Annotated in this window: 25 protein-coding genes; 14 read left to right on the plus strand and 11 right to left on the minus strand. The window is 69.4% G+C overall.

Going from position 1 to position 23,262, the window contains the following annotated elements; genetic code table 11:
- The first annotated feature begins 47 nt into the window (after positions 1-47).
- Positions 48-1,517 carry a glycosyltransferase family 2 protein gene (locus OVA26_RS05005; RefSeq protein ID WP_056226312.1) on the plus strand — a complete coding sequence of 490 codons (1,470 nt, stop codon included), beginning with the start codon at positions 48-50 and terminating at the stop codon, positions 1,515-1,517.
- 92 nt (positions 1,518-1,609) lie between these two features.
- Here the strand turns inward: OVA26_RS05005 and OVA26_RS05010 are convergent, their stop codons facing one another.
- Both OVA26_RS05010 and OVA26_RS05015 read right to left on the minus strand, forming a co-directional pair.
- Positions 1,610-2,548 (minus strand): response regulator transcription factor, encoded by a 939-nt coding sequence (locus tag OVA26_RS05010; RefSeq protein ID WP_268103261.1) that lies wholly within the window; start codon positions 2,546-2,548, stop codon positions 1,610-1,612.
- Between the two features lie 121 nt (positions 2,549-2,669).
- Positions 2,670-3,695, minus strand: coding sequence for a glycoside hydrolase family 6 protein (locus tag OVA26_RS05015; RefSeq protein ID WP_268103262.1), 1,026 nt, complete (start codon positions 3,693-3,695; stop codon positions 2,670-2,672).
- Between the two features lie 75 nt (positions 3,696-3,770).
- Between OVA26_RS05015 and OVA26_RS05020 the strand changes: the two genes are divergently transcribed.
- Positions 3,771-4,091 (plus strand): DUF7882 family protein, encoded by a 321-nt coding sequence (locus OVA26_RS05020; protein WP_056228297.1) that lies wholly within the window; start codon positions 3,771-3,773, stop codon positions 4,089-4,091.
- A gap of 6 nt (positions 4,092-4,097) precedes the next feature.
- Here OVA26_RS05020 and OVA26_RS05025 read toward each other — a convergent pair whose 3' ends face one another.
- On the minus strand, positions 4,098-4,553 hold the full coding sequence (locus OVA26_RS05025; protein WP_268103263.1) for a MarR family winged helix-turn-helix transcriptional regulator: 456 nt from the start codon (positions 4,551-4,553) through the stop codon (positions 4,098-4,100).
- A 186-nt stretch (positions 4,554-4,739) separates the two neighbouring features.
- On the opposite strand from OVA26_RS05025, the gene OVA26_RS05030 reads away from it, so the two are divergent.
- Positions 4,740-5,066: a DUF7882 family protein gene (locus OVA26_RS05030; protein ID WP_074696441.1), complete on the plus strand. Its 327-nt coding sequence runs from the start codon at positions 4,740-4,742 to the stop codon at positions 5,064-5,066.
- Positions 5,067-5,069: 3 nt separating this feature from the next.
- Here OVA26_RS05030 and OVA26_RS05035 read toward each other — a convergent pair whose 3' ends face one another.
- Positions 5,070-5,363: a hypothetical protein gene (locus tag OVA26_RS05035; RefSeq protein ID WP_268103264.1), complete on the minus strand. Its 294-nt coding sequence runs from the start codon at positions 5,361-5,363 to the stop codon at positions 5,070-5,072.
- A gap of 167 nt (positions 5,364-5,530) precedes the next feature.
- Between OVA26_RS05035 and OVA26_RS05040 the strand changes: the two genes are divergently transcribed.
- The 5 genes from OVA26_RS05040 (at position 5,531) to OVA26_RS05060 (ending at position 8,787) form a co-directional block, all read left to right on the plus strand.
- Positions 5,531-5,908 (plus strand): DoxX family protein, encoded by a 378-nt coding sequence (locus tag OVA26_RS05040; protein WP_144782804.1) that lies wholly within the window; start codon positions 5,531-5,533, stop codon positions 5,906-5,908.
- A 7-nt stretch (positions 5,909-5,915) separates the two neighbouring features.
- Complete coding sequence (locus OVA26_RS05045; protein ID WP_268103265.1) at positions 5,916-6,458, plus strand: 2'-5' RNA ligase family protein; 543 nt, start codon at positions 5,916-5,918, stop codon at positions 6,456-6,458.
- Positions 6,452-6,829, plus strand: a complete 378-nt coding sequence (locus OVA26_RS05050; RefSeq protein ID WP_268103267.1) for a PPOX class F420-dependent oxidoreductase — start codon at positions 6,452-6,454, stop codon at positions 6,827-6,829. The genes OVA26_RS05045 and OVA26_RS05050 overlap by 7 nt, the downstream gene beginning before the upstream one ends.
- A gap of 258 nt (positions 6,830-7,087) precedes the next feature.
- A complete protein-coding gene (locus tag OVA26_RS05055; RefSeq protein ID WP_268103268.1) occupies positions 7,088-7,579 on the plus strand; it encodes an FBP domain-containing protein in 492 nt (163 codons plus the stop codon).
- A gap of 314 nt (positions 7,580-7,893) precedes the next feature.
- Complete coding sequence (locus OVA26_RS05060) at positions 7,894-8,787, plus strand: helix-turn-helix domain-containing protein (protein WP_268103269.1); 894 nt, start codon at positions 7,894-7,896, stop codon at positions 8,785-8,787.
- 33 nt (positions 8,788-8,820) lie between these two features.
- Here the strand turns inward: OVA26_RS05060 and OVA26_RS05065 are convergent, their stop codons facing one another.
- The 3 genes from OVA26_RS05065 to OVA26_RS05075 all read right to left on the minus strand — a co-directional run bounded on the left by OVA26_RS05065 (position 8,821) and on the right by OVA26_RS05075 (position 11,739).
- Positions 8,821-9,786 (minus strand): LLM class F420-dependent oxidoreductase, encoded by a 966-nt coding sequence (locus OVA26_RS05065; protein WP_268103270.1) that lies wholly within the window; start codon positions 9,784-9,786, stop codon positions 8,821-8,823.
- 115 nt (positions 9,787-9,901) lie between these two features.
- A complete protein-coding gene (locus OVA26_RS05070) occupies positions 9,902-10,924 on the minus strand; it encodes a TerC family protein (RefSeq protein ID WP_268103271.1) in 1,023 nt (340 codons plus the stop codon).
- Between the two features lie 245 nt (positions 10,925-11,169).
- Positions 11,170-11,739, minus strand: a complete 570-nt coding sequence (locus OVA26_RS05075; RefSeq protein WP_268103272.1) for a TetR/AcrR family transcriptional regulator — start codon at positions 11,737-11,739, stop codon at positions 11,170-11,172.
- Positions 11,740-11,859: 120 nt separating this feature from the next.
- Here OVA26_RS05075 and OVA26_RS05080 point away from each other — a divergent pair, with 120 nt between their 5' ends.
- The gene (locus OVA26_RS05080) at positions 11,860-14,466 is read left to right on the plus strand and encodes an MMPL family transporter (protein ID WP_268103273.1); all 2,607 of its coding nucleotides are present in this window, start codon (positions 11,860-11,862) and stop codon (positions 14,464-14,466) included.
- 89 nt (positions 14,467-14,555) lie between these two features.
- Positions 14,556-14,744: a hypothetical protein gene (locus OVA26_RS05085; RefSeq protein ID WP_056226347.1), complete on the plus strand. Its 189-nt coding sequence runs from the start codon at positions 14,556-14,558 to the stop codon at positions 14,742-14,744.
- A 210-nt stretch (positions 14,745-14,954) separates the two neighbouring features.
- Here the strand turns inward: OVA26_RS05085 and OVA26_RS05090 are convergent, their stop codons facing one another.
- Positions 14,955-15,197: a hypothetical protein gene (locus OVA26_RS05090; RefSeq protein WP_056226351.1), complete on the minus strand. Its 243-nt coding sequence runs from the start codon at positions 15,195-15,197 to the stop codon at positions 14,955-14,957.
- A gap of 126 nt (positions 15,198-15,323) precedes the next feature.
- On the opposite strand from OVA26_RS05090, the gene OVA26_RS05095 reads away from it, so the two are divergent.
- Positions 15,324-16,013 (plus strand): esterase/lipase family protein, encoded by a 690-nt coding sequence (locus OVA26_RS05095; RefSeq protein ID WP_268103274.1) that lies wholly within the window; start codon positions 15,324-15,326, stop codon positions 16,011-16,013.
- 9 nt (positions 16,014-16,022) lie between these two features.
- Here OVA26_RS05095 and OVA26_RS05100 read toward each other — a convergent pair whose 3' ends face one another.
- Together OVA26_RS05100 and OVA26_RS05105 are read right to left on the minus strand one after the other, a co-directional pair.
- A complete protein-coding gene (locus OVA26_RS05100) occupies positions 16,023-17,876 on the minus strand; it encodes a DUF2207 family protein (RefSeq protein WP_268103275.1) in 1,854 nt (617 codons plus the stop codon).
- An 81-nt stretch (positions 17,877-17,957) separates the two neighbouring features.
- Complete coding sequence (locus OVA26_RS05105; RefSeq protein WP_268103276.1) at positions 17,958-18,551, minus strand: MarR family winged helix-turn-helix transcriptional regulator; 594 nt, start codon at positions 18,549-18,551, stop codon at positions 17,958-17,960.
- A gap of 80 nt (positions 18,552-18,631) precedes the next feature.
- Between OVA26_RS05105 and OVA26_RS05110 the strand changes: the two genes are divergently transcribed.
- The 3 genes from OVA26_RS05110 (at position 18,632) to OVA26_RS05120 (ending at position 20,577) form a co-directional block, all read left to right on the plus strand.
- Positions 18,632-19,009, plus strand: coding sequence for a DUF7882 family protein (locus OVA26_RS05110; protein ID WP_268103277.1), 378 nt, complete (start codon positions 18,632-18,634; stop codon positions 19,007-19,009).
- On the plus strand, positions 19,006-19,314 hold the full coding sequence (locus OVA26_RS05115) for a hypothetical protein (RefSeq protein ID WP_268103278.1): 309 nt from the start codon (positions 19,006-19,008) through the stop codon (positions 19,312-19,314). Before OVA26_RS05110 ends, OVA26_RS05115 begins: the two co-directional genes overlap by 4 nt.
- 570 nt (positions 19,315-19,884) lie before the next feature.
- On the plus strand, positions 19,885-20,577 hold the full coding sequence (locus OVA26_RS05120; RefSeq protein ID WP_268103279.1) for a DUF998 domain-containing protein: 693 nt from the start codon (positions 19,885-19,887) through the stop codon (positions 20,575-20,577).
- Positions 20,578-20,778: 201 nt separating this feature from the next.
- Here the strand turns inward: OVA26_RS05120 and OVA26_RS05125 are convergent, their stop codons facing one another.
- Positions 20,779-23,229, minus strand: coding sequence for a LuxR C-terminal-related transcriptional regulator (locus OVA26_RS05125; RefSeq protein WP_268104872.1), 2,451 nt, complete (start codon positions 23,227-23,229; stop codon positions 20,779-20,781).
- Between the last annotated feature and the right edge of the window lie 33 nt (positions 23,230-23,262).

The raw sequence follows: 23,262 nt of genomic DNA on the forward strand, positions 1-23,262 counted from the left end.
GTAGGACTCGGCCGATACGCCGCGAGAACCGACAGGAAGACACCGCCATGACTGATGCGCGCAGCTTCACCCCCCACACGAGGGACTTCGACATGCACCAGGGTGCGCTCGAGGCCGCGGGTGAGCACGGTTTCGCCGACGACTTCGCGGCCGTGCTGGAGAACACCTCCGTGCACCGGTCCACCATCGGCTGCGTCATCCCGGCCTACAACGAGGAGGAGTCGATCGCGGACGTGATCGAGGCCCTCCTCGCTCAGACCCGTGTGCCCGACGTCATCCACGTTGTCGTGAACAACACCTCGGATGCCACGGTGAAGATCGCGTCGGAGTTCAGCGGACCGCACGAGCTGCACACCGAACTCGGCGAGCAGTTCACCGAGGTCTTCGTGCACGACATCGGGAAGAACCCCGACAAGAAGGTCGGCGCGCTCAACTACGGCTACTCGCTCGTCGAGGGGTACGACTACCTCCTCGGCGTCGACGGTGACACCATCGCCGACTCCAAGGCCGTCGAGTACCTCGAGACCGAGGCGATCTCGGACTCGCGCATCGGTGGCATCTCGGCGATCTACACGATCGACGACAAGCCCATCAAGGGTCTCGTCGCGCGGTTCCTCACCGCGGGTCAGCGCACGCAGTTCGCGGCGTTCAACCTGCAGAACATGCTCCGCGGCCGCAACATGGCCGTGCTCGGTGGGCAATTCTCGATCTTCTCCACGAACGCCCTGCGCGACGCGATGAAGCAGAACCACCAGTCCACCCCCTGGGTGAAGGACTCCGAGGTCGAGGACTCGCTGCTGTCCCTGCAGATCAAGAGCGCAGGCTACCTCACCAAGATCAGCCCGTACGCCCGCGCCGACGTGGGCGGCATGACCACCCTCTCCGGCTACGACGCCCAGCAGGTGAAGTGGACCTACGGTGCCATCGAGCTGATGTGGCCGGGCCAGCGCGGCGATACGAAGGGCCAGCCCTTCCACCCCAACCTGCGCCTGCGCTGGTTCGAGAACTTCGGCATGCTCACGAACCTGTTCGTCCGCGTGGCCTTCCTCACGTTGCTGGCGGGTTCGCTCTCGATCGGTGCCTTCGTGTTCTCGCCGCTGTGGCTCATCCCGCCGGTGATCGCGATGCTGCTGAACCTGCGCATCGCCCGCACGATGAAGAACGTCGATCGCACGGACGTGCTCTTCGCCGTCCTGTTCTTCCCCGCCGAGATCTTCATGTGGATCCGCATCAGCCACTTCGTGCGCTCCTGGACCCGATTCCTCTCGCGCAAGAAGGTCGACAACTGGGCCATGCAGGCCAAGGCCGAACGCGGTGGCGGTCTCGGCCACTGGACCCCGATGGTCGTGCTGGTCGCCGTCGCGATCGCGCTCGCCGTGATCTGGGTGATGGTCGGTCCGATGGTGCAGTCGTCGATCCTGTGGATCGGCTGGCCGATCGTCGGCGTCGTGACCGTCCTTCAGACGCTCCTCATGTTCTCCAAGCTCGTCCGTCGCCACCACGGGTTCAAGGTCTGACGGACACCCGGTCTGATACGCCCGAACGCATCAGAGAAAACGGATGCCTCGGCCCTGGGGAGGGTCGAGGCATCCGTTGTATGCGCGGAGCGTCAGGGCGTCGCGAGCAGCTCCGAGGTGAGCCGGTAGCCCACTCCGCGAACGGTCTCGATGTAGCGCGGGTTCGCGGGGTTGTCGCCGAGCTTGCGACGCAGGTTCGTCATGTGCGCCTCGATGGCGCGTTTGTCCGCCTCGCCGACGAAGTAGCTCGTGACGTAGGACTCCCCGCGGAGAACGAGGGTGAGATCGGCCTTGCTGCGGACGCGTCGCTTCGATTCCATGAGGGTCGCGAGAAGGTCGAACTCGGTCCGCGTGAGCTCCAGCTCTTCCCCACCGACCCGGACGAGCCGGCTGTCGGGGTCGAGGAGCAGGTCGCGGTGCGCGACCCAGGCGCCGCCGGTCGGAGTGAGCTCTCCCGGTGCCGACCGCGGGACGACCTCTCCGCCCGGAGCGGCCTGTCGAGGCTCCGGTCCCTGCGACGACGGGACGATGACGGCCGCCGTGGGACCGGTGGCGGCGGGCTGCACGCTGGGGGCCTCGGAGCGGCCTGCCGGGAAGGACGGGCCGACGCTGTCCTGGCGCGGTGCCGACGAGACGGAGGACTCTCCGCCCCGGGGACGACGCAGCAGCGCCTCGATGCGCGCGCGCAGCTCGCGCGGGCGGAAGGGCTTGACGACGTATTCGTCGGCGCCGGCGCCGAGACCGAGGACCACGTCGGCCTCTTCTTCGAGACCGGTGAGCATGATGATGTAGGTGTCACTCTGCTGGCGGATCCGGCGCGCGGCTTCGAAACCGTCGATGCCGGGCATGTTCACGTCCAGCGTGGTGATGAGCGGTTGATAGGCGATGACCGCGCGCACCCCGTCGATCCCGTTGCCGACGGACACGGTGGAGAAGCCCGCTGATTCGAGCACCTCGACCAGCAGGTGGCGGATATCGGGATCGTCTTCCACGATTACGGCTGTCTTCAGCATCTCGGTGCTGTCGCTCATGTCACCCACTCTTCCGGCTTCGCACGGGACCGTGCCCGCGTTCTCCCCCGAGTCGCGGTGTCGCAGCGCGACGAGCGCAATTTTGACACACTTCCCGGCACGGTCGCGGTCGACCCCTGGGTCAGCGCTGTTCGCGGGTCAATTCCGCCGCTGCGGCCGGCCACCATGCGCCGGCGACGGGACCCCCGTTGCACTCGCCGTCGCTCTCACCGGCCGGCTTGATCCACAGGTTGGTGTCGACCACTCCATCGCCGTAGGAGCCGCCGGGGCTGCCGACCAGGCGGCCCGAGGGGTTGCACCACTCCGACCCGGCGGGGCCCGCGCCGTTGCGCGAGGTGTCGACGACCGCGTGAGTTCCGCCGAGAAGGTCGGACAGCTCGTGGGCGTAGGCGAACTCCGCGGCGGTGTCCTGGTAGTTCGAGACGTTCAGGGCCACGCCTCGGACGTCGGGGAGGACTCCCATCGCCTGGATCAGGCTCGCCATCTCGGCGGCGGGATGCCACGCGGAGTGGCCGCCGTCGACGTAGATCCAGGTGTTCGTTCCACGGATGTTCTGAACCGCCTGCTGTAGGTAGCCCGCGCGATCGCTCACCGACCCGCACGAGGAGGACAGGGCGATGGAGTCCGGCTCGAGCACGACGATCTTCTGGATGTCGGAGGCGTTGCGGAGGGCGTCGCCGATGCGCTTGGTCCACTGCGCGTACGACGTGGGGTCGAGGCCCCCCGCGGAATGATTGCCGCAATCGCGGTCCGGGAGTCCGTACACCGCGACCGAGATGGATGCCTTCTGGTCTCGCGCCTCTGCCGCGAGGTGAGCGATTCGGTCCCACACCTCATCGATGGGATCGAGCTCGGGCGTCAGCCAGTACGTGGTGGGCTGCGTGGAGAGCCACTGCGCGGCCGCGACCTGGTCGGTGTCGCCCTCTCCCGAGCGTGCGGCCTGCGCGGCCTTCGACTCGTCCGGCGCGACGATCCGGGTGCCGACCGCCGGCGGCTTCGCCCACAGCGTCTGGAAGAGGTTCGTGACCAGGCTCCCGACGACGCCGATTCCGACGATGAGAGCGACGACGGCGACGATCGCGCCGGCGACGATGAGCGCGCGCGGGACCCGCCGTCGGGGCCGCCTCGGCCGGGGTGATCTCGCCACGTTCAGGACTCTAGTCGAGGTGAGCGGGGCCAGGGCCGAGGTAGTTAAGGGGGTGAAGCGTTATAGACTGAAGCCGTGGGCAAACTGGTTTACAACACCCTCGGGCATTCTTTCGACATCGAGGACCGAACCCTGTCCCACCTCCGAGTGGTCTTCATGAACAAGCTGCGCCGCGGCGAACCCTTCATGTTCCAGTTCCCGATGGGGGACGGCAGCGGGACCCGCACGCTCTGGATCTCACCGTCGATCCCGCTGGTCTTCCACTTCTACGGCAGTCGGGCGCCGCAGCTCAATCGTCGGTGGGTTGAAGCTCTCATGGACGAGGCGAGTTCCCCGCAGGGACTGAGCATCACGGCCGAGCCCGACCCCGACGCGGTTTCCGCCTCGGTGGGCTGAGCTCCCTCAGGCGCACTCGGCGTCGACGACCTCGCGCACACGGTCCAGGAACACGGCGAGTTGATCCGCGGTGTCGTCCGGAAGGCCCAGGGCGAATTCGCGGATGCGCGCGGTCACCGGGTCGATGGCATCCGGATCGGCGCCGCGATCGAAGGGGACGACGAACTTGCTCCGGCGGTCCGAGGGGTTTGCGACGAAATCGATCAACCCGCCCGCGCGCAGGCGGTCCAGCATCCCCGTGACCGAGGCGGTGGAGATTCCGAGCGCCTGGGCGATCTCCGTCGGGGTGACGGTGACTCGGGCGTCGGCGCGTTCCAGGATCAGACGCATTGCCGCGCGGGCGTTCTCGCTGGGACCGCAATCCGTCTGCCGCCGCCGAGCGAGCCGGGCTTCCGCGAGGCGGAGCCTTTCGACCGCGCGCGCCGCCGTCATCGCGTGATCGTCCTGCGTCTCGAGCGTCATGAGTCTCCTCGGGGTAGAGCCCCCGTGTAGGCATTGTAGTTAGGTCGCCGAGATTCCAGCCGACCGATGCATTCCGGCTCGAGTCCGACAAGGGAGATCACGCTGAGACTTCCCTTTCGGTTCATGTGCTCAGCCGGGCGGATCTCGTATGATCAGGGGACCGGAATCACCCGGAAGGAGACGCCGATGGGCTCACTGTTCTACGGATCCTCTCCGAGCCCGATCCGCATCCCCGATCGCGTCCTCGCGCACGTCAAGGTCGTCATCGCGACCAAGTTGCGTCGCGGCGAGAGTTTCACCGTCTCATGGCGGCATCCATCGGATGAACCCGCCGGGCGGAGCACCCTCTGGATTCAGCCGTCGATTCCCCTGCGGTTCGTGTTCGGGTCTGCGGAGCCCGAGGTGCTCGACCCCGCCCTGCTGCAGAGCCTGGCGAACGCGGCGAATTCATCGAGCGGTCTCACGCTCGATCTCGGCGACAGCACCGCTGCACTCGTCGCGGACGCCCGCTGAGGCTCACCGCGGCGCCGTGGCGTGGCGGTGAGCGATAGCCGACATCCACTCCATGCCGGGACACGGGGGAGCCGAACGCCCGCGCATGCGTTCCCACGCCTCGACGTAGATGCCCTCGAGGAGCGCGTCGGCGCGCGCCGCGACCCCCGTGAGGGAGAGCAGCACCGCATAGATGCGGGGTGAGGTGGCGTCGTAGAACTCGACGAAGGCGTCGCAGTCGCCCGAGGCTGCGCGCACGAGGAGGGCGTCGAGATCCTGTTCTCGACTGTCGCGGGTCGCGGTATCGGTCATGGTCACGGTGCACCTCCTTTGTCCGTGATGCCAGTCAACCGCCGCGCGCCGTCGGCGGCCTGGGGTTGCGCAATCGGGACGTGTGCCGTAGCGATCGGGGAGGGGGCGCGGGAGCGCCGGAACATGGCGTCAAGCCTGCCCGCGGCAACCGAGGACCGTCGTACGGTGTCTCCATGAAATCTGTCGTGCGCTGGGCTCTCGCCCTGGCAATGCTCTTCGCCGGTGTCTCGCACCTGACCTTCGCCCGCCGCGACTTCCAGGCCCAGGTGCCCGACGTGCTGGTCGAGAACGGTCCGCTCGATCGCGACGCGGTGGTCGTGGCATCCGGCGTGGTGGAGGCGGCCTTCGGGCTGTCACTCCTCGTCCTCCCGAAGGAGCGGCGTCGGATCGGAGCCGCGCTCGCCGCCTTCTTCGTGGCGATCTTCCCCGGCAACATCGACCAGTGGCGCAAGGGTCGTTCGGCGTTCGGGCTGGACACCGACCAGAAGCGTTTCGGGCGGTTGTTCTTCCAGCCCGTCCTGGTGGCGGCCGCGTGGTGGTCCACCCGGTGACGCGACGATGACGGATGTGGTCAGCCTGGAGCTGGTCTTCGACGACGAGACCGACTCCGCCGTCCGCGCAGAGTGGGACGCCCTCGTCAGCGCCGACCTGCCCAGTCAGGCCCGTCACCGTGGCGAGAGCAACCGCCCCCACGTGACCCTCCTCGTCCGACCGGACCTGGCGCCGTTCGATGCCGCGCCCCTGGAGGCGGCTCTTCCGCTCGCGCTCCGCCTCGGGGCCCCCGTCCTGTTCGGAAGGGGACGCAACCGGGTCATCGCGCGCTCCGTGGTCCCGACGGAGGAGCTCCTCTCGCTGCACGCGCGAGTCCACGAGCTCGCCGGGCCGGGGGCCGACGTCGACCACTCGGTTCCCGGCGCGTGGACGGCGCACGTGACACTCGCCCGGCGGGTGCCCCTGGAGCGCCTGGGCGACGCGCTCGGCGTCCTCGAGGAACGGGGCGGCGAGGATCTCGCAGCGCGAGCGGTCGGCATCCGCCGGTGGGACGCTGCGACGAAGACGGTCACGGATCTCGTCGGACGTGGCACCCTGGAATCGTGCTGACCGACGACGCCTTCGAGTTCCTCCGCGAATACCACCTGGCCACCCTGTCGACCATCGGGCGGTCGGGGCGGGTGCATTCCGTCCCGGTCGGGTTCACCTACGAGGACGGTGTCGTCCGCGTCATCGGATCGCGGGGTACGCAGAAGTTCGTCAACGCGGAGCGCAGTGGTCGGGCTTCCATCTGCTCGGTCGACGGGGCGAAGTGGATCAGTTTCGAGGGTGCGGCGCGGGTGAGCGATGATCCGGATGCCGTGAGCCACGCGGTCGAGTTGTACGCCGCCCGCTACCGGCAGCCGCGGGTCAACCCCGATCGGGTCGTCCTGGAGATGACCGTCGAGCGCACCCTCGGCTCGGCCGCCTTCCGAGGCTGAGAGGCGTATCGTGGGGTCCATGTCCCCCGTCATCTCGTCGATGCCCTCCGGGCGTGAGGGGGTCGTCGGCGCACGGAGCGCCGACGGCACAGGCGCCGTGCACGCCGCCTTCCTCGCCGGGTGACCGGCGCGGGCGCTCGGCTTCGCCGCACGCGCCCACCTCGCCCGTCCTCTCGAGGCGGGCCCATCGCCGCGCGATTTCCCGCGCGTTCGTCGCCGCTTCGCTCCGCGCGAGGCGGTTCACCGACGGGTCTCTCCATGCACGCCTTCTCTGCCTCCGATCTCCGCTTCAGCTTCGTCAACGTCTCCACGCGTGAGCGCAGCTCCATCGTCATCCCCACCGACCTCGACGCGGCTCCGTGGGACCGCCTCGACTACTTCGGCTGGCGTGACGCCAAGACCCCGCTCCTCGGATTCGTGGTCGCCGACATCGATGGGAGCCCCGTCGGTCTTCAATTGCGACAAGCAGAGCAACCGACGCGCACGCGCCCGCAATGCTCGTGGTGCTCCGATGTGACGTTGCCGAACGACGTCGTGTTCTTCGCCGCCCGCCGCGCCGGGAAGGCCGGGCGCGCGGGCAACACCGTCGGAACCCTCGTGTGCGCGCGGTTCGAGTGCTCGCGGAATGTTCGGCGGCTCGATCCGCCCGCCTACCTCGGGCATGACGCCGCGGCCGCTCGCGATCGACGGGTCGAGGCGCTGCGCGCCCACGTCGACACGTTCTTCCGCGACCTACGCGACGGCGCGTGAAGACGAACCGGGCTGATGACCGACGACTCGTCGGCGGTCAGTCCGGTGGGTCGGCGCCGGCGGAACGGGCGCCGCGCGGGCGCACACGAGGGGGTGCGCGCGGCGTTCACACGGCGCTCGTCGGACGCGATAGTGTTCAGTGTCTCCCCCGGACATGAGTCGACGGCTTGGTGCCTGAGGGGGAGAACGGTGTCGGCACGATCACACGGCGCGGTCGAGGCGGGTTCTCCGACTCGAGACCGGCGTCCTTCAGGGCCATCTCCCGCGCGGGGCGCGGTACCGGTGCAGTGCACTGAGGTCGGAAGGTGACCTCGATGTCCGTCGACGACCGCCTCGACGCCGTCTTGAACACCCTCGCTGACCGAGTCCGTCGTCTGCGGCGCGAGCGCGACCTGTCCGTCACGGCTCTGTCGTATGAAGCCGGGATCTCGGAGTCGCGTGTTCGCGCGATCGAATCTGGACGTACGACGGCCTCGCTGGCGACCCTCGTCGCTCTCGCGGAAGCCTTCGAGATCGATCTGTCGGAGCTGTTCGGCGAGACGGCTCGGGACCGGAGGGATCGAGAACCCGAGAGCCCGTACGTCGTGCCGAGCGAGGTGACCTGGGGCGGGGACCTCCCTCCGGCGCCGTGGATGACGTCGGCCGCGCCCGCGCCCGCGTCGAGCCCCCATGTCGTGCCCAGTGAGGTGATCTGGGGAGGGGAGCTCCCCGCCGCCCCGTGGGTGAGAGGCATCCCGGCGCCGCAGACGACCGCCGTCACGCCGCCGCGAGTCGACCCAGCGCCCGCGTCGCCCCCGATCGAACCGACGGAGAAGTCGTGGGGAGGCGCTCTTCCTCCGGCGCCGTGGAGGGGGAGCGCCCCGGCTGCGAAGACCGTCGTCTCGCCCGCGTCCACCGCCACCATCGTCCGAACGGAGATCGGCGTGGCGCCTTCGGCTCCTCTCGTGGCCGAGAGCGACGCGCCCCCGCCCACTTCGCGCTACGTCCTCGTCGCTCAGGATGCCGGTGTCGCCCGCGAACCGCGGACCTTCTCCGATCTGCGCGAGGGGGTTCTCGCAGGTCGGGAGTTCCGCTCCCTCCGGGAATTCGCGGTCGCGGCCGTCGCCGAGGCGGACTACGACGTGGTCACGGTCGCCCGGATCTTCCGCTTCCCCGTCTGGAAGCTCGAGCGTTGGGTCGCCGAGGCGGGATACGTCGGACGCGCGTGATGCCGGGGTGCGCGCAGTGCGCACCCCGACCCGTCACAGCGCGCGGAGCTTTTCGAGAAGCGGGGCCGCGATCTCGTCGACGAAGCGCTGCTGCTGCTCGTCGCCCACCTGGACGATCGCGATGTCGGTGAACCCCGCGTCGATGAAGGGGCGGACGCTCTCGGCGAGCTCGTCGAGGTCCGGGCCGCAGGCGATCGACTCCGCGACATCCTCGGGTCGCACGAACTGCGACGCGCCCGCGAAGCCGGCCGGAGTGGGCAGGTCGGCGTTCACCGCCCAGCCCCCGGCGAACCACCGGAACTGATCGTGGGCGCGGGCGACCGCGGCATCCTTGTCCGGATCCCAGCTGATGGGGATCTGGCCGATCTTCCGCGACGGGCCCTCGTGGTGCGCATCCCATCCGTCGATCAGATCGCCGTCGGGTTCCGTGGTGATCAGGTGGTCGCCGAGCGGGGCGAAGCGTTCGATCGAGTGCTCGCCCGACACGGCCACACCGATGGGGACGCCACCGTCGGGGGCATCCCACACGCGTGCGGAGTCGACGCGGAAATACTCGCCGTCGTAGGTGACGAGGTCGCCCGTGTGCAGCGCGCGGATGATCTCGATCGCCTCGACGAGCATGTCCTGACGCGCGTGGACGGCGGGCCACCCCTCACCCACGACGTGCTCGTTCAAGTTCTCGCCGGATCCCAGGCCCAGAGTGAAACGACCGTCGGACAAGAGCTGAAGGGTCGCCGCCTTCTGGGCCACCACGGCGGGGTGATAGCGAACGGTCGGGCAGGTCACGTACGTCATCAGCTCGACGTCGGTGGTGGCCTGTGCGACCGCTCCGAGCACCGTCCAGGCGTAGGGCGCGTGGCCCTGGCTGGTGAGCCACGGGGAGTAGTGGTCGCTCGAGACGAGGAAGTCGTAGCCGGCGCGCTCGGCACCGACGGCGTAGTCGACGAGGGCCTTGGGGCCGCTCTGCTCGGTCATGAGGGTGTAGCCGAATCGCGTCATGTCGGCCACGGTAGGGCGGGGGAATCGCGCGCTCGCCGGGGTTGCGTTCGCCACGCAGATGCGGCAGACACGACGAAGGGCCCGCGGTGCCCGCCGCGGGCCCTCCGTGACGAGGTCAGTCTTCGGGAGCGTGGATGACCTTCTCGCCCTCGAAGGTCTCGCGCTCCTTCTTCTTGTCGTCGTTGCGGGTCTTGCGCAGGCTGAGGAAGGTCGCCACTGCCACCGTCGCCGCGATGAACAGCAACGAGAACCAGATGGGGATTTCGGGCACCCACAGCAGCGGTTCGCCGCCGTTGATGAACGGCAGCTCGTTCACGTGCAGAGCGTGGAAGACGAGCTTGACGCCGATGAACGCCAGAATGACCGCGAGGCCCTGCGCGAGGTAGACCAGTCGCTCCAGCAGGCCGCCGATGAGGAAGTAGAGCTGGCGCAGACCCATCAGCGCGAACGCGTTGGCGGTGAAGACGATGTACGCCTCGTTCGTCAGGCCGTAGATCGCGGGGATCGAGTCGACGGCGAAGACGAGGTCGATGAAGCCGATGGCGATGATCACGAGCAGCATCGGGGTGACGAATCGCTTGCCGTTCTTGCGCACGGTCAGCTTGTCGTCGTTGTACTCCTCGCTTACCGGCAGGACGCGGCGGACGAAGGTCATGAATCTGCCGTTCGCGGGGTCGCTCTCACCGTGCGCGAACGCCTGACGATAGGCGAGGAACAGCAGCAGTGCGCCGAAGATGTAGAAGATCCAGGAGAAGTTCTCGATGAGGGCGGCGCCCACGGCGATGAAGGCACCGCGCATGATCAGAGCGATCACGATGCCGATCATCAGCACCTTCTGCTGGTAGATCTTCGGCACGGCGAACCCGGTCATGATGATCAGGAACACGAAGAGGTTGTCGATCGACAGCGCCTTCTCGGTCAGATAACCGGCGAAGTACTCCCCACCGAACGTCCAACCGGAGAACACTCCGATGCCGACGCCGAACAGGAGCGCGAGGCCGATGTAGAACGCCGACCAGCGGGCGGATTCGGCGATCGAGGGCTCGTGGGGCTTTCGGACGTGCGCGAAGAACTCGAACACGAAGAAGGCGATGGTGATCGCGATCGTGATGATCCAGATCAGAGGGGTGACGCCCATGGCGGCCTCCAAGGGAAATAGGTGTACGACAAGACACCAAGGTCTCCTCCACCCGGCGAGATGGGCCGACGTCCCGGGCTCACGATGGCGTGATCCGTATTGACGAGAACGTCGCGGTGGGAGTACTCCCCTTGCTGAGCTCGATTCTACGGCATCCGGCTCCGCGGTCCGGGACTGGACGACGATCCGCCCGCTGTGCTATCCGGGGGTGGATGCCAGACCTCGGCGTTCGACGGCGGTGCGCCTCAGCGCAGGGGAGCGCCGCCCACGACGGCGTCGACGAGGGCCAGCATGTCGGCGGCGTCGAACTGCTCGCGGCTGAGGGCGCGCAGGATGACCGCCCCCACCAGGGCGTCGGCGGCGGCGTCGAGCCGCGGGCCCGAGACGCCACCCATGGCCTGCGAGAGGCTCTCGACGAGAGGGGCAGCGAGGATCTCCGCGCGGAGCCGCCGGCCGGTTTCGGCGCTGCCGGCGGCCGCAGCGACGAGAGAACGAAGCATTCCCTCGCCGTCCGCGCTCGCCCGCAGAGTGAACAGGTCGGTGAGCCACGCAGCGAGATCGGTTCGCGGGTCGCCGGTGTCGGGGAGCTCGCGCCGGCCGCCGAGCAGGCGGCCCTCGAGAATCGCCTCCGCGATGACGTCGCCCTTGCTCGCCCACCAGCGGTAGATCGTCTGCTTGCCGACGCCCGCGCGTCGGGCGATCCCCTCGACCGTGAGGTGGTCGTATCCGCGTTCGAGGAAGAGCGCCACCGCGGCGTCGAGGATCGCCAGACGCGCCGCCTCGCTGCGCACGGGTCCACTGCGCGGAAGAGTCATGTCACACATTCTGGACGATCGCGGGGCAAAGCGAGACGAGACGGTGCGTGTTATCTTTGCCCGGACTTGTCGGAGCCGACGGTGCTCCCTCGCGCGCACCGCACGAGAGGAACACCCCGCATGGCTGAACTGCTGCACCGCCTCGGAACATTCGCGGCTCGTCGCGCGTGGACGGTGATCGTCGCGTGGCTGGTCATCCTGGGGATCGTCGTGGGCGGCTTCCTCGTCGGATTCAGAGGCCTCAGCTCGAGCTTCGACATTCCGGGAACGGCATCCGGAGAGGTGATCTCCGAACTGCAGGGGGAGCTTCCCGATTTCGCGGGCGCCTCGGGCGCCGTGGTCTTCCGTACCGATGACGGCTCGCCCCTCACCGACGAGCAGAAGACTGCGATCTCGGCGCTGGTGACCTCGGCGGGCGACCTCCCCGACGTGGCCCGTGTCACCGACCCCTTCACCGCCCAGCAGCAGCTCGACGCGCAGCGGCAACAGGTCGTCGACGGCAGGCAGCAGATCGACCAGGCCCGAGCGCAGGCGGAGTCCGGTCAGCAACAGCTCGACGCCGGAAGGGCTCAGCTCGAGGCGGGACAGCAGAAGCTCGACGAGGCGAAGGCGCAGATCGAATCCGCGCCGCTTCCGGCCGCGCAGAAGCAGGCCCAGCTGACGGCCCTCGAGGCGCAGCAGCAGCAGATCGACCAGCAGCGGTCCGGCCTCGAGCAGCAGCAGACTCAGCTCAGCGACGGCCTCGCCCAGATCGACGCCCAACAGACGCAACTCGATGACGGGTCGGAGCTGCTCGGCTTCGCGAATGCCATCCGCCTGGTCGCGGCGGACGGATCCACGGCCATCGTGAACGTCTCGTTCAGCGAACCCCGTCTCGAGCTCTCGCAGGCGTCCAAGGACGCCGTGGTCGAGCACTTCACCGCCGCACCCGTCGACGGGGTCGAGGTCGCCTTCAACACCGAGATCTCGCAGGGGGTCCCGGAGATCCTCGGCGTGGGCGAGGCGATCGGCGTCGCGATCGCCGCGATCGTTCTGATCGTCGTGCTCGGATCCCTCCTGGCGGCTTCGTTCCCGATCATCACCGCACTGGTCGGGGTCGCGATCGGCGCGATGGCCACGTTGTCGTTCTCGGGTCTGGTGCAGATGGCATCCGTCACGCCGATCCTGGGCGTGATGCTGGGGCTGGCCGTCGGCATCGACTACTCACTCTTCATCCTGTATCGGCACCGGCGCCAGCTCCTGCAGGGCGCGGACGTCGTCGACTCGATCGGCCTCGCCAACGGCACCGCCGGCAATGCGGTGGTGTTCGCCGGCACCACGGTCATCGTCGCCCTCCTGGCGCTGAACATCACCGGCATCCCGTTCCTCGGGCTGATGGGGACGGCGGGTGCGGTGAGCGTCCTCGTCGCCGTGCTCATCGCCGTGTCGTTGACGCCGGCCCTGCTCGGCCTCGCGGGCACGCGCATCCTGAGCCGACGCGCGCGCGGGCGACTCGTCGCCGCAGCGGCCGAAGCGCACCCTCGTCGGGCGGCCCGCGAGGGCATCGCGCCCTCGGACGTCCAGGAGCACCCTCGACGCGCCGCTCGCACGGGTGCCGTCCCGGTCGCCGCGGCCGGAGTGAAGCCGATGTCGACGTTCCGTGCCGTCGTCACGATGGTCGTGGCCACGATCGTCCTGCTGGTCGTCGCGATCCCCGCACTGTCGATGCGCCTCGGTCTTCCCGACGGCGGATCGGAGGCCGAGGACTCGACGGCGTACAAGGCCTTCACCTGGACGGAGCAGGCGTTCGGTGCCGGTGCGAACGCCCCGCTGCTCGTGACCGCCGCCCTTCCCGCGGGAACCGCCGAGGACGAGGTGCGAGGTATTCAGCTCGACGTCGCCCGCGAGCTGTTCTCGCAGAACGATGTCGCCGCCGTCGCCCCGGTCGCGGTCTCCGACGACCGCACGCTCGCGGCGTTCCAGGTCATTCCCAACGAGGGGCCGAACGCCGTCTCCACCGAACAGCTCGTGCGCGACCTGCGGGCGATCCCGCCCGTGGACGGTGACATCGACCTGGGGGTGGCGGGCGCCGCGGCGATCAACATCGACATCTCCGAGGGTTTGGCGAGCGTCCTGCCGATCTACCTCGTCGTGGTGGTGGGGCTGTCGTTCCTCATCATGGTGATGGTCTTCCGCTCGCTCCTCGTGCCGCTGATCGCGACCCTCGGGTTCGTCATGTCGCTGTTCGCGACCTACGGCGCCGTGACGGCGGTGTTCCAGTGGGGGTGGCTCGGTGGCGTGCTCGGCGTGCACAACCCCGGCCCGATCCTGAGCTTCCTGCCGGTGATCCTGGTCGGCATCCTGTTCGGGCTCGCGATGGACTACCAGCTGTTCTTGGCCACGGGGATGCGCGAGGCGTGGGCGCACGGAGCGGCGCCGCGCGTGGCCGTCGCCCAGGGCTTCCGAGCCGGGCGCACGGTCGTGACGGCGGCCGCCATCATCATGGTGGCAGTGTTCTCGGGCTTCATCGCCTCGGACTCCGTGATCATCAAGTCGATGGGCCTCGGTCTCGCGCTCGGCGTGCTCTTCGACGCGTTCATCGTGCGGATGCTGCTCATGCCCGCGATCATGCACGTCCTCGGCGGGTCCGCCTGGTGGCTTCCGAAGTGGCTGGACCGGATCGTTCCCGACGTCGACGTCGAAGGGTCCGCTCTCGAGCGGCGCCACCCCGGGCATCACGGGTCCTGAGCACCCGCGGCCGGGCGGCGCAAGCCCCGGCTCCCGTGGGGGCGGAAGCAACAGGATGCCGGGTAGGACCGATTCCGAGGAGGACGACGATGACCGATCGTGAAGAGACGCAGGACGCCCCCGTCATGGACGGCGCCACCGACGCCGGCGTGGAGGAGAAGAAGGCCGGAGCGCAGCAGCAGCGCGCGGCGGACGCCGCCGTTCACGACGACGAGCCCGCGCAGCAGGACCTGAAGGACGACCTCCGCAGCATTCGCGGATACGGCGAGGACCGCTAGGCGGACGACGACTCCCGTCCGGAGCCGAGTGGGGGACGGGCTCGACGGGCGGGAGTCGTCGGGGACGCCGAAAGTGGCGTCATCCGCGCCGGCGATGCCGGGGCCGGGTACCGGCAGGCTACGCCGGTGCGCCACTCCGGTCGCGTTCTCTCAGGCGATACGAAGGCGGTCCCGCGGATTCTCGCGGGACCGCCTTCGTCGCTCGGGGGTTCAGGATGTCGTGGGGATCTCGCCCGCCGCGATCGCGTCGGCGTAGGTGCGGATGTCGGGGCCGGGCTCGTAATCGATGAAGCGGTCCTTGATGCGCGCGTTGATCTGCGCGAAGGCCTCGTCCGACGAGATGCCCTCGCTGTCCCGGGCGATCGCGACGACGGCCTCGCGCAGGACGGCGTCGGCGTCGTCGAGGATTTTCTGGCGGGCGGGTTCGTTCCAGCGGATGTCTGAGATGTCCATGGCCACACGGTACGGTCGGCGCCCTTCCCGCGATCCCGGGCTTGTGTCGCACGAGCCGATGTGCGCGGCAACCCGCCCGTATCGTCGTCCCGAGCGCGACACGATGGGGATATGAAGAGGGATGCCGTGACGACCCTGCCGCAACGAGTGCGCGTCGCCGCGCGCGATGCCGGGTGGTGGGCGCTGGACTACGTCTACGCGGTGCGGGCGCAGGCGCGCGCTCTGCGGGATCGTGGTGCCCCCGATTCACTCGCCGCGGGGGAGGGCGCCCCGATCGTCCTGCTTCCGGGCATCTACGAGACCTGGCGGTTCATGGAGCCGCTCGCGCGTGCCCTTCACGACCGCGGCCATCCCGTGCACGTCGTGACGGAGCTCGGCGGCAACCGTCGGCCGATCGCCGAATCCGCCGGGCGCGTGGCGGAGCTGTTGATCGCTCGCGGCCTCGATGACGTGCTGCTCGTCGCGCACAGCAAGGGCGGGCTCATCGGCAAGCACGTCATGGCGTTCAGCCCCGAAGGCGCTCGCGTGAGGGGGATGGTCGCCGTCGCCACCCCGTTCGGCGGGTCGCGCTACAGCAGGCTCATGCCGACCCCCTCGCTGCGCGCCTTCGCCTCGGGTGACGCGACCATGCGCGCGCTCGCCGCCTCAGCGGACGTGAACACTCGCATCGTCTCGATCTTCGGCCCGTTCGACCCCCACATTCCCGAGGGGAGCGAGCTCGCGGGGGCGAGGAACATCGTCCTGGCGCGCGGCGGGCACTTCCGCGTCCTGGCGGATCCGCGGGTGATCGCCGAAGTGTTGCGCGCCGCGGAGTGACCGGTCGGTTCAGCGCCCTCCGCCGCCTCCGCCGCCCATTCCGCCGCCCGAGAAGCCGCCGCCGAACGAGCCGCCGGAGAAGCTCCCCGACCCACTCGTCGTCGCCACGGCCGGGGCGCTCGCCGTGTGCAGCGACCCCATCATGCCCGTGAAGGCCACGGGCGAGAACCCGCTGCCGCCGCTGTACCACCCCAGATCCGCGCCCGCTTCGCGAACGCGGGTGTCGAGGGCCTCGGCCCACTCCTTCTCCACGCCCCACACGACCGCCCAGGGGAGGAGCCGTTCGTACAGGTGCAGCACCTGCGTCGGGTCACCCGGGTCGAGCGAGGTCCTCTCGGCGCCTTCCGGGCTCTGCAGGACGCGGAGGCGATCCGCTTCGGCGAGGCTCAGGTAGTCGCGCAGGCCCCGAAGGTGATCGCGTGCCGGGGCTCCGGCATCCGTGATTCGATCCCGATAGCGCAGGACGACGAAGGTCAGGATGCCGAGAACCACCGTCGCGGGAATCGCGACGATCTGCCACCAGGCCGGTGCACTGCCCGCTGCGGCGAGGACCAGGGCGGCCACCGAGATCCCGAAGGCCAGGACGACGATGCCCGCGGCGAGGATCGCGGTGCCCGGTCTCTGCTTCGCGGTCCAGCCGCGTGAGCGGAGCTCCGCCGAGGCCGCGGCCGGCAGCCGCCGCAGAGCGAGGGCGACATCCTGACGGGCGGGCCCGGGCCTCACTCGTTGCCCGGCGGCCGGGGCGTCGCCGAAGACGGCGTGGACGACGGCGGCCCGAAGCGGTGTCGCCCCCGCGTCGTCGACGAACTCGAGCTCGAGCGAGCCGGGTTCCCCCGGTGTCTCGATGATGCGCAGATGGCCTGCGATGGCCGTGTCGAGAAGGGCGGCCGGGATGCCGGCACCCGACCGGTGCACCAGTTCGGCGCCCTCCATCACGTCGACTCCTGAGGGCGGCCCGTACTCGGGAACGATGATGCCGCGTCCGTCCGCATCGCGACCGCGCCGACGAGCGACGGCGGCGACGCCGACCCCCGCGAGGCCGATCCCCACCGCCGCGATCGAGCTGCCGGCCAGCGCGGGGGCCGCGTCGACCGAGAATTGCTCGAGGGGTGTTCGCACCACCTCCCCGGGGATGAACGTCCCGCGGGCGAACCCGATGGCGACGGTGACGTTCTCGCCGGGGCCGAGCGACTGCTCCTGCGACGAGAATACGACGCCGGCGGCGCCGGATCCGCTCGCGATGTCGCACCGACGGTCCGATCCCTCCGAGCCGACGTAGCAGGCGGCCGCCCCCTCTCGCAGGAAGGGGACGAGCGCCGCGTCGACCGACAAGCGCACGGAGACTGCGCCGAAGGGCTGCTCCCACTGCGTGCCGTTCACGTCGCGGTAGAACTCATCGGCGTCCGTATCCGCGAAGGAGCGGATGGTGTCGCGCTGCGTGTAGGAGATCACGTACGTCTGCACGCCACGGACGTAGGAGTCGTCGCCGGTGAGCACCCTCACCTCGCGGCGGTCGGACTCGACCTCGAAAGGAACTGCCGCGCCCGCGGCGTCCACGACCGAGACGACACGGGTCTGCAGGGGCACCCCGTCGTAGTCATCGGGTATCGACCGGATGATGCCGCGGTTCTGGTCCTCGTCGGGGAACCGCGCGACGAGCGTTTCGGTCACCGCGAGCTCGGCGTGACCGTCGGCCGCCCGAGTGAGCGTCATCTGCGCGTCGAAGGAGTCGAAGGTGAAGTCGCTCGTATCGGCCGAAGCGGGACGAGGCGATGCGAGCGCGATGAGCAACGCCAACGCGACGACGGCGACGGCCGCCCACGAGCGGCGGACCCGGAAAGGCGAGGAGGCGAGGCTCGGCATGCTCAGACGCTATCCGGCCGCCCGTTGCGAGCGGATCCCCCCTGCGGCGGAGTCTGGTGCGCGGTCGAGGGAACGCAGCGCTCAGGCCGCGGCGCTGGGGGTGGCCGCCGCGACCGTCCGAAGGATCGAGGGCGCGGCAGCAGGGGGAGCGAACAGCGCACAGCAGGAGCGGCCCGAGACCTCGCAGGCATCGGCGACGGCGCATCGCATGCGCTGGAGAAACGCCGTCACGGCCACCGTCTCGCTCTCGGACATCCCGCGGGTCGCCTGCATCATGCGCGCGTGCATCGACCGGAGGGTCTCGCGCATCTCCTCGTCGGCGTGCGGGGTGGCGGTGATGACCACCTTGCGGCGGTCGGAGGGGTGCGGCGTGCGCCGGAGGTGCCCCGACCGCTCGAGCCGATCGAGCAGGGCCGTCACGGACGCCGTCGACACGCCGAGATGGCGGGCGAGGTCGATGGGGGTGACGTCCCGGCCCGCGCCGCTGGCCCTCGCGAGGAAGCGCAGGACGAGGAGTTCGTTCTCGCCCATCGACATGGAGTCCTGAGTGCGGCGACGCATCGCCATCTCCGCTGAACGGTACGCGCGCATCGCCTCCATGACGCGCGCCCCGCGCTCGTCTTCGACGCTGTCGCTGTACCAGTACGACGGCGGTGCCGCGTTCTCGCTGGACATCGATCTCCTAATATCTCGCTTGCCTATTCGCTAGTCTACCTAGTAAGTTCTTCAGTGAGCAACGAGCAGAGGGGTACATCATGGCGAAGCTCTACTACGGCACGACGACCGAGCCGATCCGCATCGACGACCGCATGTTGGCGCACGTCAAGGTGGTCGTCGCCACCAAGCTCCGCCGCGGCGAGAGCTTCACGCTCTCGTGGGTGCACGGCGCCGACGAGCCGGTGGGACGGTCGACGATCTGGCTGCAGCCGTCCATTCCTCTGCGGTTCGTCTTCGACTCGGAGCAGCCGGAGGCGCTCGACCAGAACCTTCTGAAGCGCATGGCCAACGATGCCAACTCCTCGCGAGGCCTCAGTCTCGACATCGCCCTCGAGGAGCCCGCGGAGAAAGTCGTCCCGCCGCGGGTGTCGGCCTCTGCGTCGAAGTCGACGCGTTCCCTCGTCCGCGCGGCGTGACCCCTTCTGCGCCGCACGCGTCGAACGGGGCGGTCGTCTGGTCACGGGTAGACGCCGACCTCTCTGTCGCCACGCGCGACGGCGACTTCGCCGGGTACGTCGATCGCCGCTCCCTCGGGACGTTCCTCGCCTTCGACCCGCACGGGCGGCACATCGGCACCTTCGACCACGCCGATGCGGCGCGATCGGCACTGGGCGGCCACGCCCGGGATCGACGCGAGAACCCGGCCGTCCGCGGAATGCAGTTCCTCCGCGAGGTCAGGCGTAGTGCGACGATCGCCAGACTCTTCAGAGCGCAGTCATGATCGAAACCCCGACGTGGGACGCACCCGCGGGACGATCCGCATCACCGACCCGGGGGATCCTCCGGTTCCCGGTTCTCGGTGACGTCCTCGCCTGACCGGTCGACGGGCGCCCGCGCCGCGGGCTCTTTTCGCACGAGCAGAACGGCGACCGCGAAGCAGACCCCTCCCAGGGCTCCGAAGATTAGTCGGGGCCCAGTGGGCGAATCGGCGGGGAAGAGCAGGGTCGGGGCGGCCAGGACGGCCATTGCGACGACGCAGAGCGCGAAACCCATCGGACGTGGTGATCGCGAACTCATCGGACCCCTCCGGATGCGGACTTGACGCCAGCCTAGACGAGTGCCGGGAGGAGCGGCGTGAACAGACGCGAGTCGGGGCCATTCCCGACGTCACGGGGGCTGGCCCGCGCGCAACACCGATCTCTTCCGTCATGCCGAGGCTCTTCCCGCCGGAACGAGCTCATCGGCCGGAGTTCACGGAGGGACACCTCTTCGCCGAGGCTGATGCGGCCAACGATGACGGGTGCGCGCGATCGAAGCGATAGGGTGGCCGAGCCCGTTGCAGGAGGAGCCGATGACCGAAACCGCCGAGCGGCCCCTCGCTCGGGTGCAGGGGCTCCGAAGCGCACCACCCGCCCTCGCGGCGACGATCGGCGGTTCGGCCGCTTTCGTCAGCGCTGCGCTCATCTGGATATGCCGCCTCTGGGAGCCCGGTGTGCAGTATGTGAGTCAGCTCGGTGCGACGGCGATGCCCACCGCGCCCCTGTTCAACACGGCGCTGCTTCTGCTCGCGATCGCCACGGTCCTGCTCGATAGATCGCTCGCCGGGCGGGGCGAAGGTTACGGTGCCGGGTGGCCCGTCGCCACGACGCTGCTCGTGTGCGGGTTGTGCTTCGCCGTGGCATCCGTCGTCACCTGCTCGCCCGGATGCCCCATTCCTTTCACCGAGGGCGCCCTCCCCCAAGACCTGATCCACATCTCCTTCGCCGTCCTCGGGTTCCTGTCGGCGATCGTCGCCATGGGTCAGGTTGCCGCGAGGCCTCGGCGTCCCTGGATGCGCGCGGCCTCCGTCTTCACGCTCGTCGCAGTCGGTGCCACATCGCTGACCGGCGCGATGATCGCTCTTTCCCGTGGTGACACGGTGCTCGGCGGCAACCTGGAGTTCGCCGCCGCGACGCTCGCCATCGCGTGGTTCGGGGTCTGGGGCCTGCAGGTCGCCTCTGATATTCGGCGAAGCCACCCGGATGCGTTCGGCGTGCGCGCGTGAGTACCCCGGGAGATGCGTTCCGGCGACTGCGGCGCATCGCGGGGTGGCTTGCGCCCCTGGCCGCATTCGCCGTCATCCTCGCGGTTGTCCGGTCAGCGGGCGTACCGCTGACGCTCCCCGGCATCTTGCTCGCCATCATCCTTCTCGGTGCCGCGCGCCTGATGATCGGACGAGCTCGCCGTCACCGGCGCGAGCGCTCCGTCACACGTCCTCGGGGCTCTCGATGAGTCCCCACGCGTGGGCCGCTCGGATCGCACTCGACCGATCCGACGCCTCGAGCTTCCGGTAAAGACTCCGCAGCTGCGTCTTGACCGTATTCGGAGAGACGGAGAGCTCGCGGGCGATGACGGCGATCGTCGCCGACGGCGTGAGGTGGTCCAACACCACCTTCTCGCGGGCGGTGAGTTGGGGCACGCTCGCCGATGACACGAAGTAAGACGCGCGCGCTTCGATGTGAGCGCGCGACGTGGACGACAGCGTCTTCGCGACCACCGCGCGGTCTTCTGGCGCCAACGCGCTCCAGGGGCTCCACAGATCGTGTCGGATACTCAGCGCTTCGGCGCGCTCCAGGGTGGGGCGGCGGGAGGCGGCCCCACGCAGGCGCACCTCGGCCACGATACTGACGACGAGGCTCTCGAGAGTCGTGCGTGGGGAGGGCTCGTGCTGGAGGCCCCACTTAACGCTCAGGACGAAGGCGTCGTGCGCTCGCCCGGCGTACAGCTGAGACAGCGCGATGGCGGGAGCGGTGAGGGGGGAGAGCATGAACGGGCCCTCGAACAGGGCGAGAGCGTCCCGTGCTTGCCGGAGGGCGATGAGCACTTTCGCTCGCGTCGTCAGGAGAAGCGTCGACTGGAAGTGCGATGGGGGTGTGCTGCGTATTGCCGTCGTCCACGTGCGCAGCACTTCGAGCGCGTCGGATGCGGCGCCCGACACGAGGAGCGTCAGGACGTGGGCCGACGCCGCGTAGGGCCACAGCTCGCGAGCCGCGGCGGTGGACGGCAGAGCGTCGAAGAGCGGGCGCGCCTCTTCCGCTTCGCCGGCCTCGAGGAGGACCCACGCGGACGCCAGTCGGAGGCCTTCACCCCAGGGAGACGCCACCCAGGTGTCCGAGCACTCCGCCTCGACGAGGGCTCGCGCGGTGCGCACGTCACCTTCGAGCAGAGCGATGACGGCGAGGGCGCCGCGCGCCCGCAGCCGCTGCGCAGGGAGCGCCGTCTGCTCGGCCCGTGACATGCACTCGCTCGCCGCGCGCAGCTGCCCCATGGCGAGGAAGGTCATCGCGACCTGATACCACCCCTCGGCCTTCGTCTCGAGTTTGAGATCTCGCGCGCGGCCGAGGGCGTCGGAAAGCATGTCCGACGCTTCGGAGGCGAGTGCGAATCGCCCCGCGGCGCGAAGAAGACTCACACGGATGATCAGGGCGTCGGGGCGGCCCGCTGTGACGCTCGAGACATCGGGCAGGCGGTTGAGAGCGGAGGCCACGAGCGAGGGCGTCTCTGCTGACACGGCGGTCTCGGGGTCGAGGGAGAGTAGCGCCTCGACGACCACCGGAGCTGATGACGCGCTCGATCGGAGCCGCGCGAGGGCGCTCGAAAAGCCGTCGGCGCTGCGCGCCCAGACCTCGGACCCCGACCTGCGCAGGATCCCGGCCAGGGTCGTCCACTGTCGCGCGTCCGCGGCGAGCCGGGTCGCCAGCAGGGACTCGCCGTTCGACACGAGATGCTCGAGCAGCCGGAGCCGGGCTGCGGACACCCGGGACGGCTGCTTCGCGGTGATCTCCTGGAACCACCGCTCGCGAATCGGCTCGGCCAACAGCGCGCGCGTCGTGCCGGGCCAGACCACACCCGCGCTCTGGAGCCGATCGAGAAGATCGGGGGTGGCTCCATGCTGCGAGTCGACGCCGAGGGCGCGGGCGAGGGGCTCGGTGATGTAGGGGGCGAGAGCGAGGAGGCGGAGATCGTCCGTGACCGGTGCGCCCAGTCGCGCCTCCATGTCGCGGGTGAGCGCGGCGCTCGCATAGGCGGCCGCCGTGGCGGCTTCGCCGCGCGTGTGGAGGGGGAGGCCCTCCAAGCGGAGCCGAGTGCTGGCCAGCTGGACGAGGGCGGGCCACCCGTGCGTGAGTGCGGCGAGCTCGTCGGTGGCGATGTCGGTTGACTCGACCCCGTTCACGGCGAGGACCGATGCGACCTCCTCTCGGGTCATGAGCAGGTCTCCTGAGGGGAGCGCCTGCACATCGAATTCCAGTGCGACGAGGGGATTCTCGAAACCCGTCGGCTGACGGGTGGCGACGACGATTCGAAGGTTGCGGTCGGCGCGCAGCAGATCGAGCAGATGGTGGGTCGAAACCCCGCGTCCTTCGACGTGATCGTCCACGAGGAGGACATGGGAGGCGGGCCCGTCTGCGAATGCCTCCGCGATATGCGGAAGGGATTCCGGCGAGGTGAGGGCGCCGTCGATGAGCTGTACGCCATGCTCGGTGTCCGATGCCAGAGCGTCGGCGAATTGGCGCAGCAGCGCGGTCTTCCCCACGCCGGTCGGCCCACGGAGCAGGACGACATCGGTGCGCAATGCCGCTTCGAGACGGCCCAGCGCCTGTGGACGCGGTGCCCAGAACCGGCTCGTGCGGCGGGCGGCTCGAACGCCGATCACCATGTCATCCACACCGATCAACATCGGGACCTCCAG

It is taken from the genome of Microbacterium sp. SL62, from assembly GCF_026672635.1.
Taxonomy (GTDB): Bacteria; Actinomycetota; Actinomycetes; order Actinomycetales; family Microbacteriaceae; genus Microbacterium; species Microbacterium testaceum_A.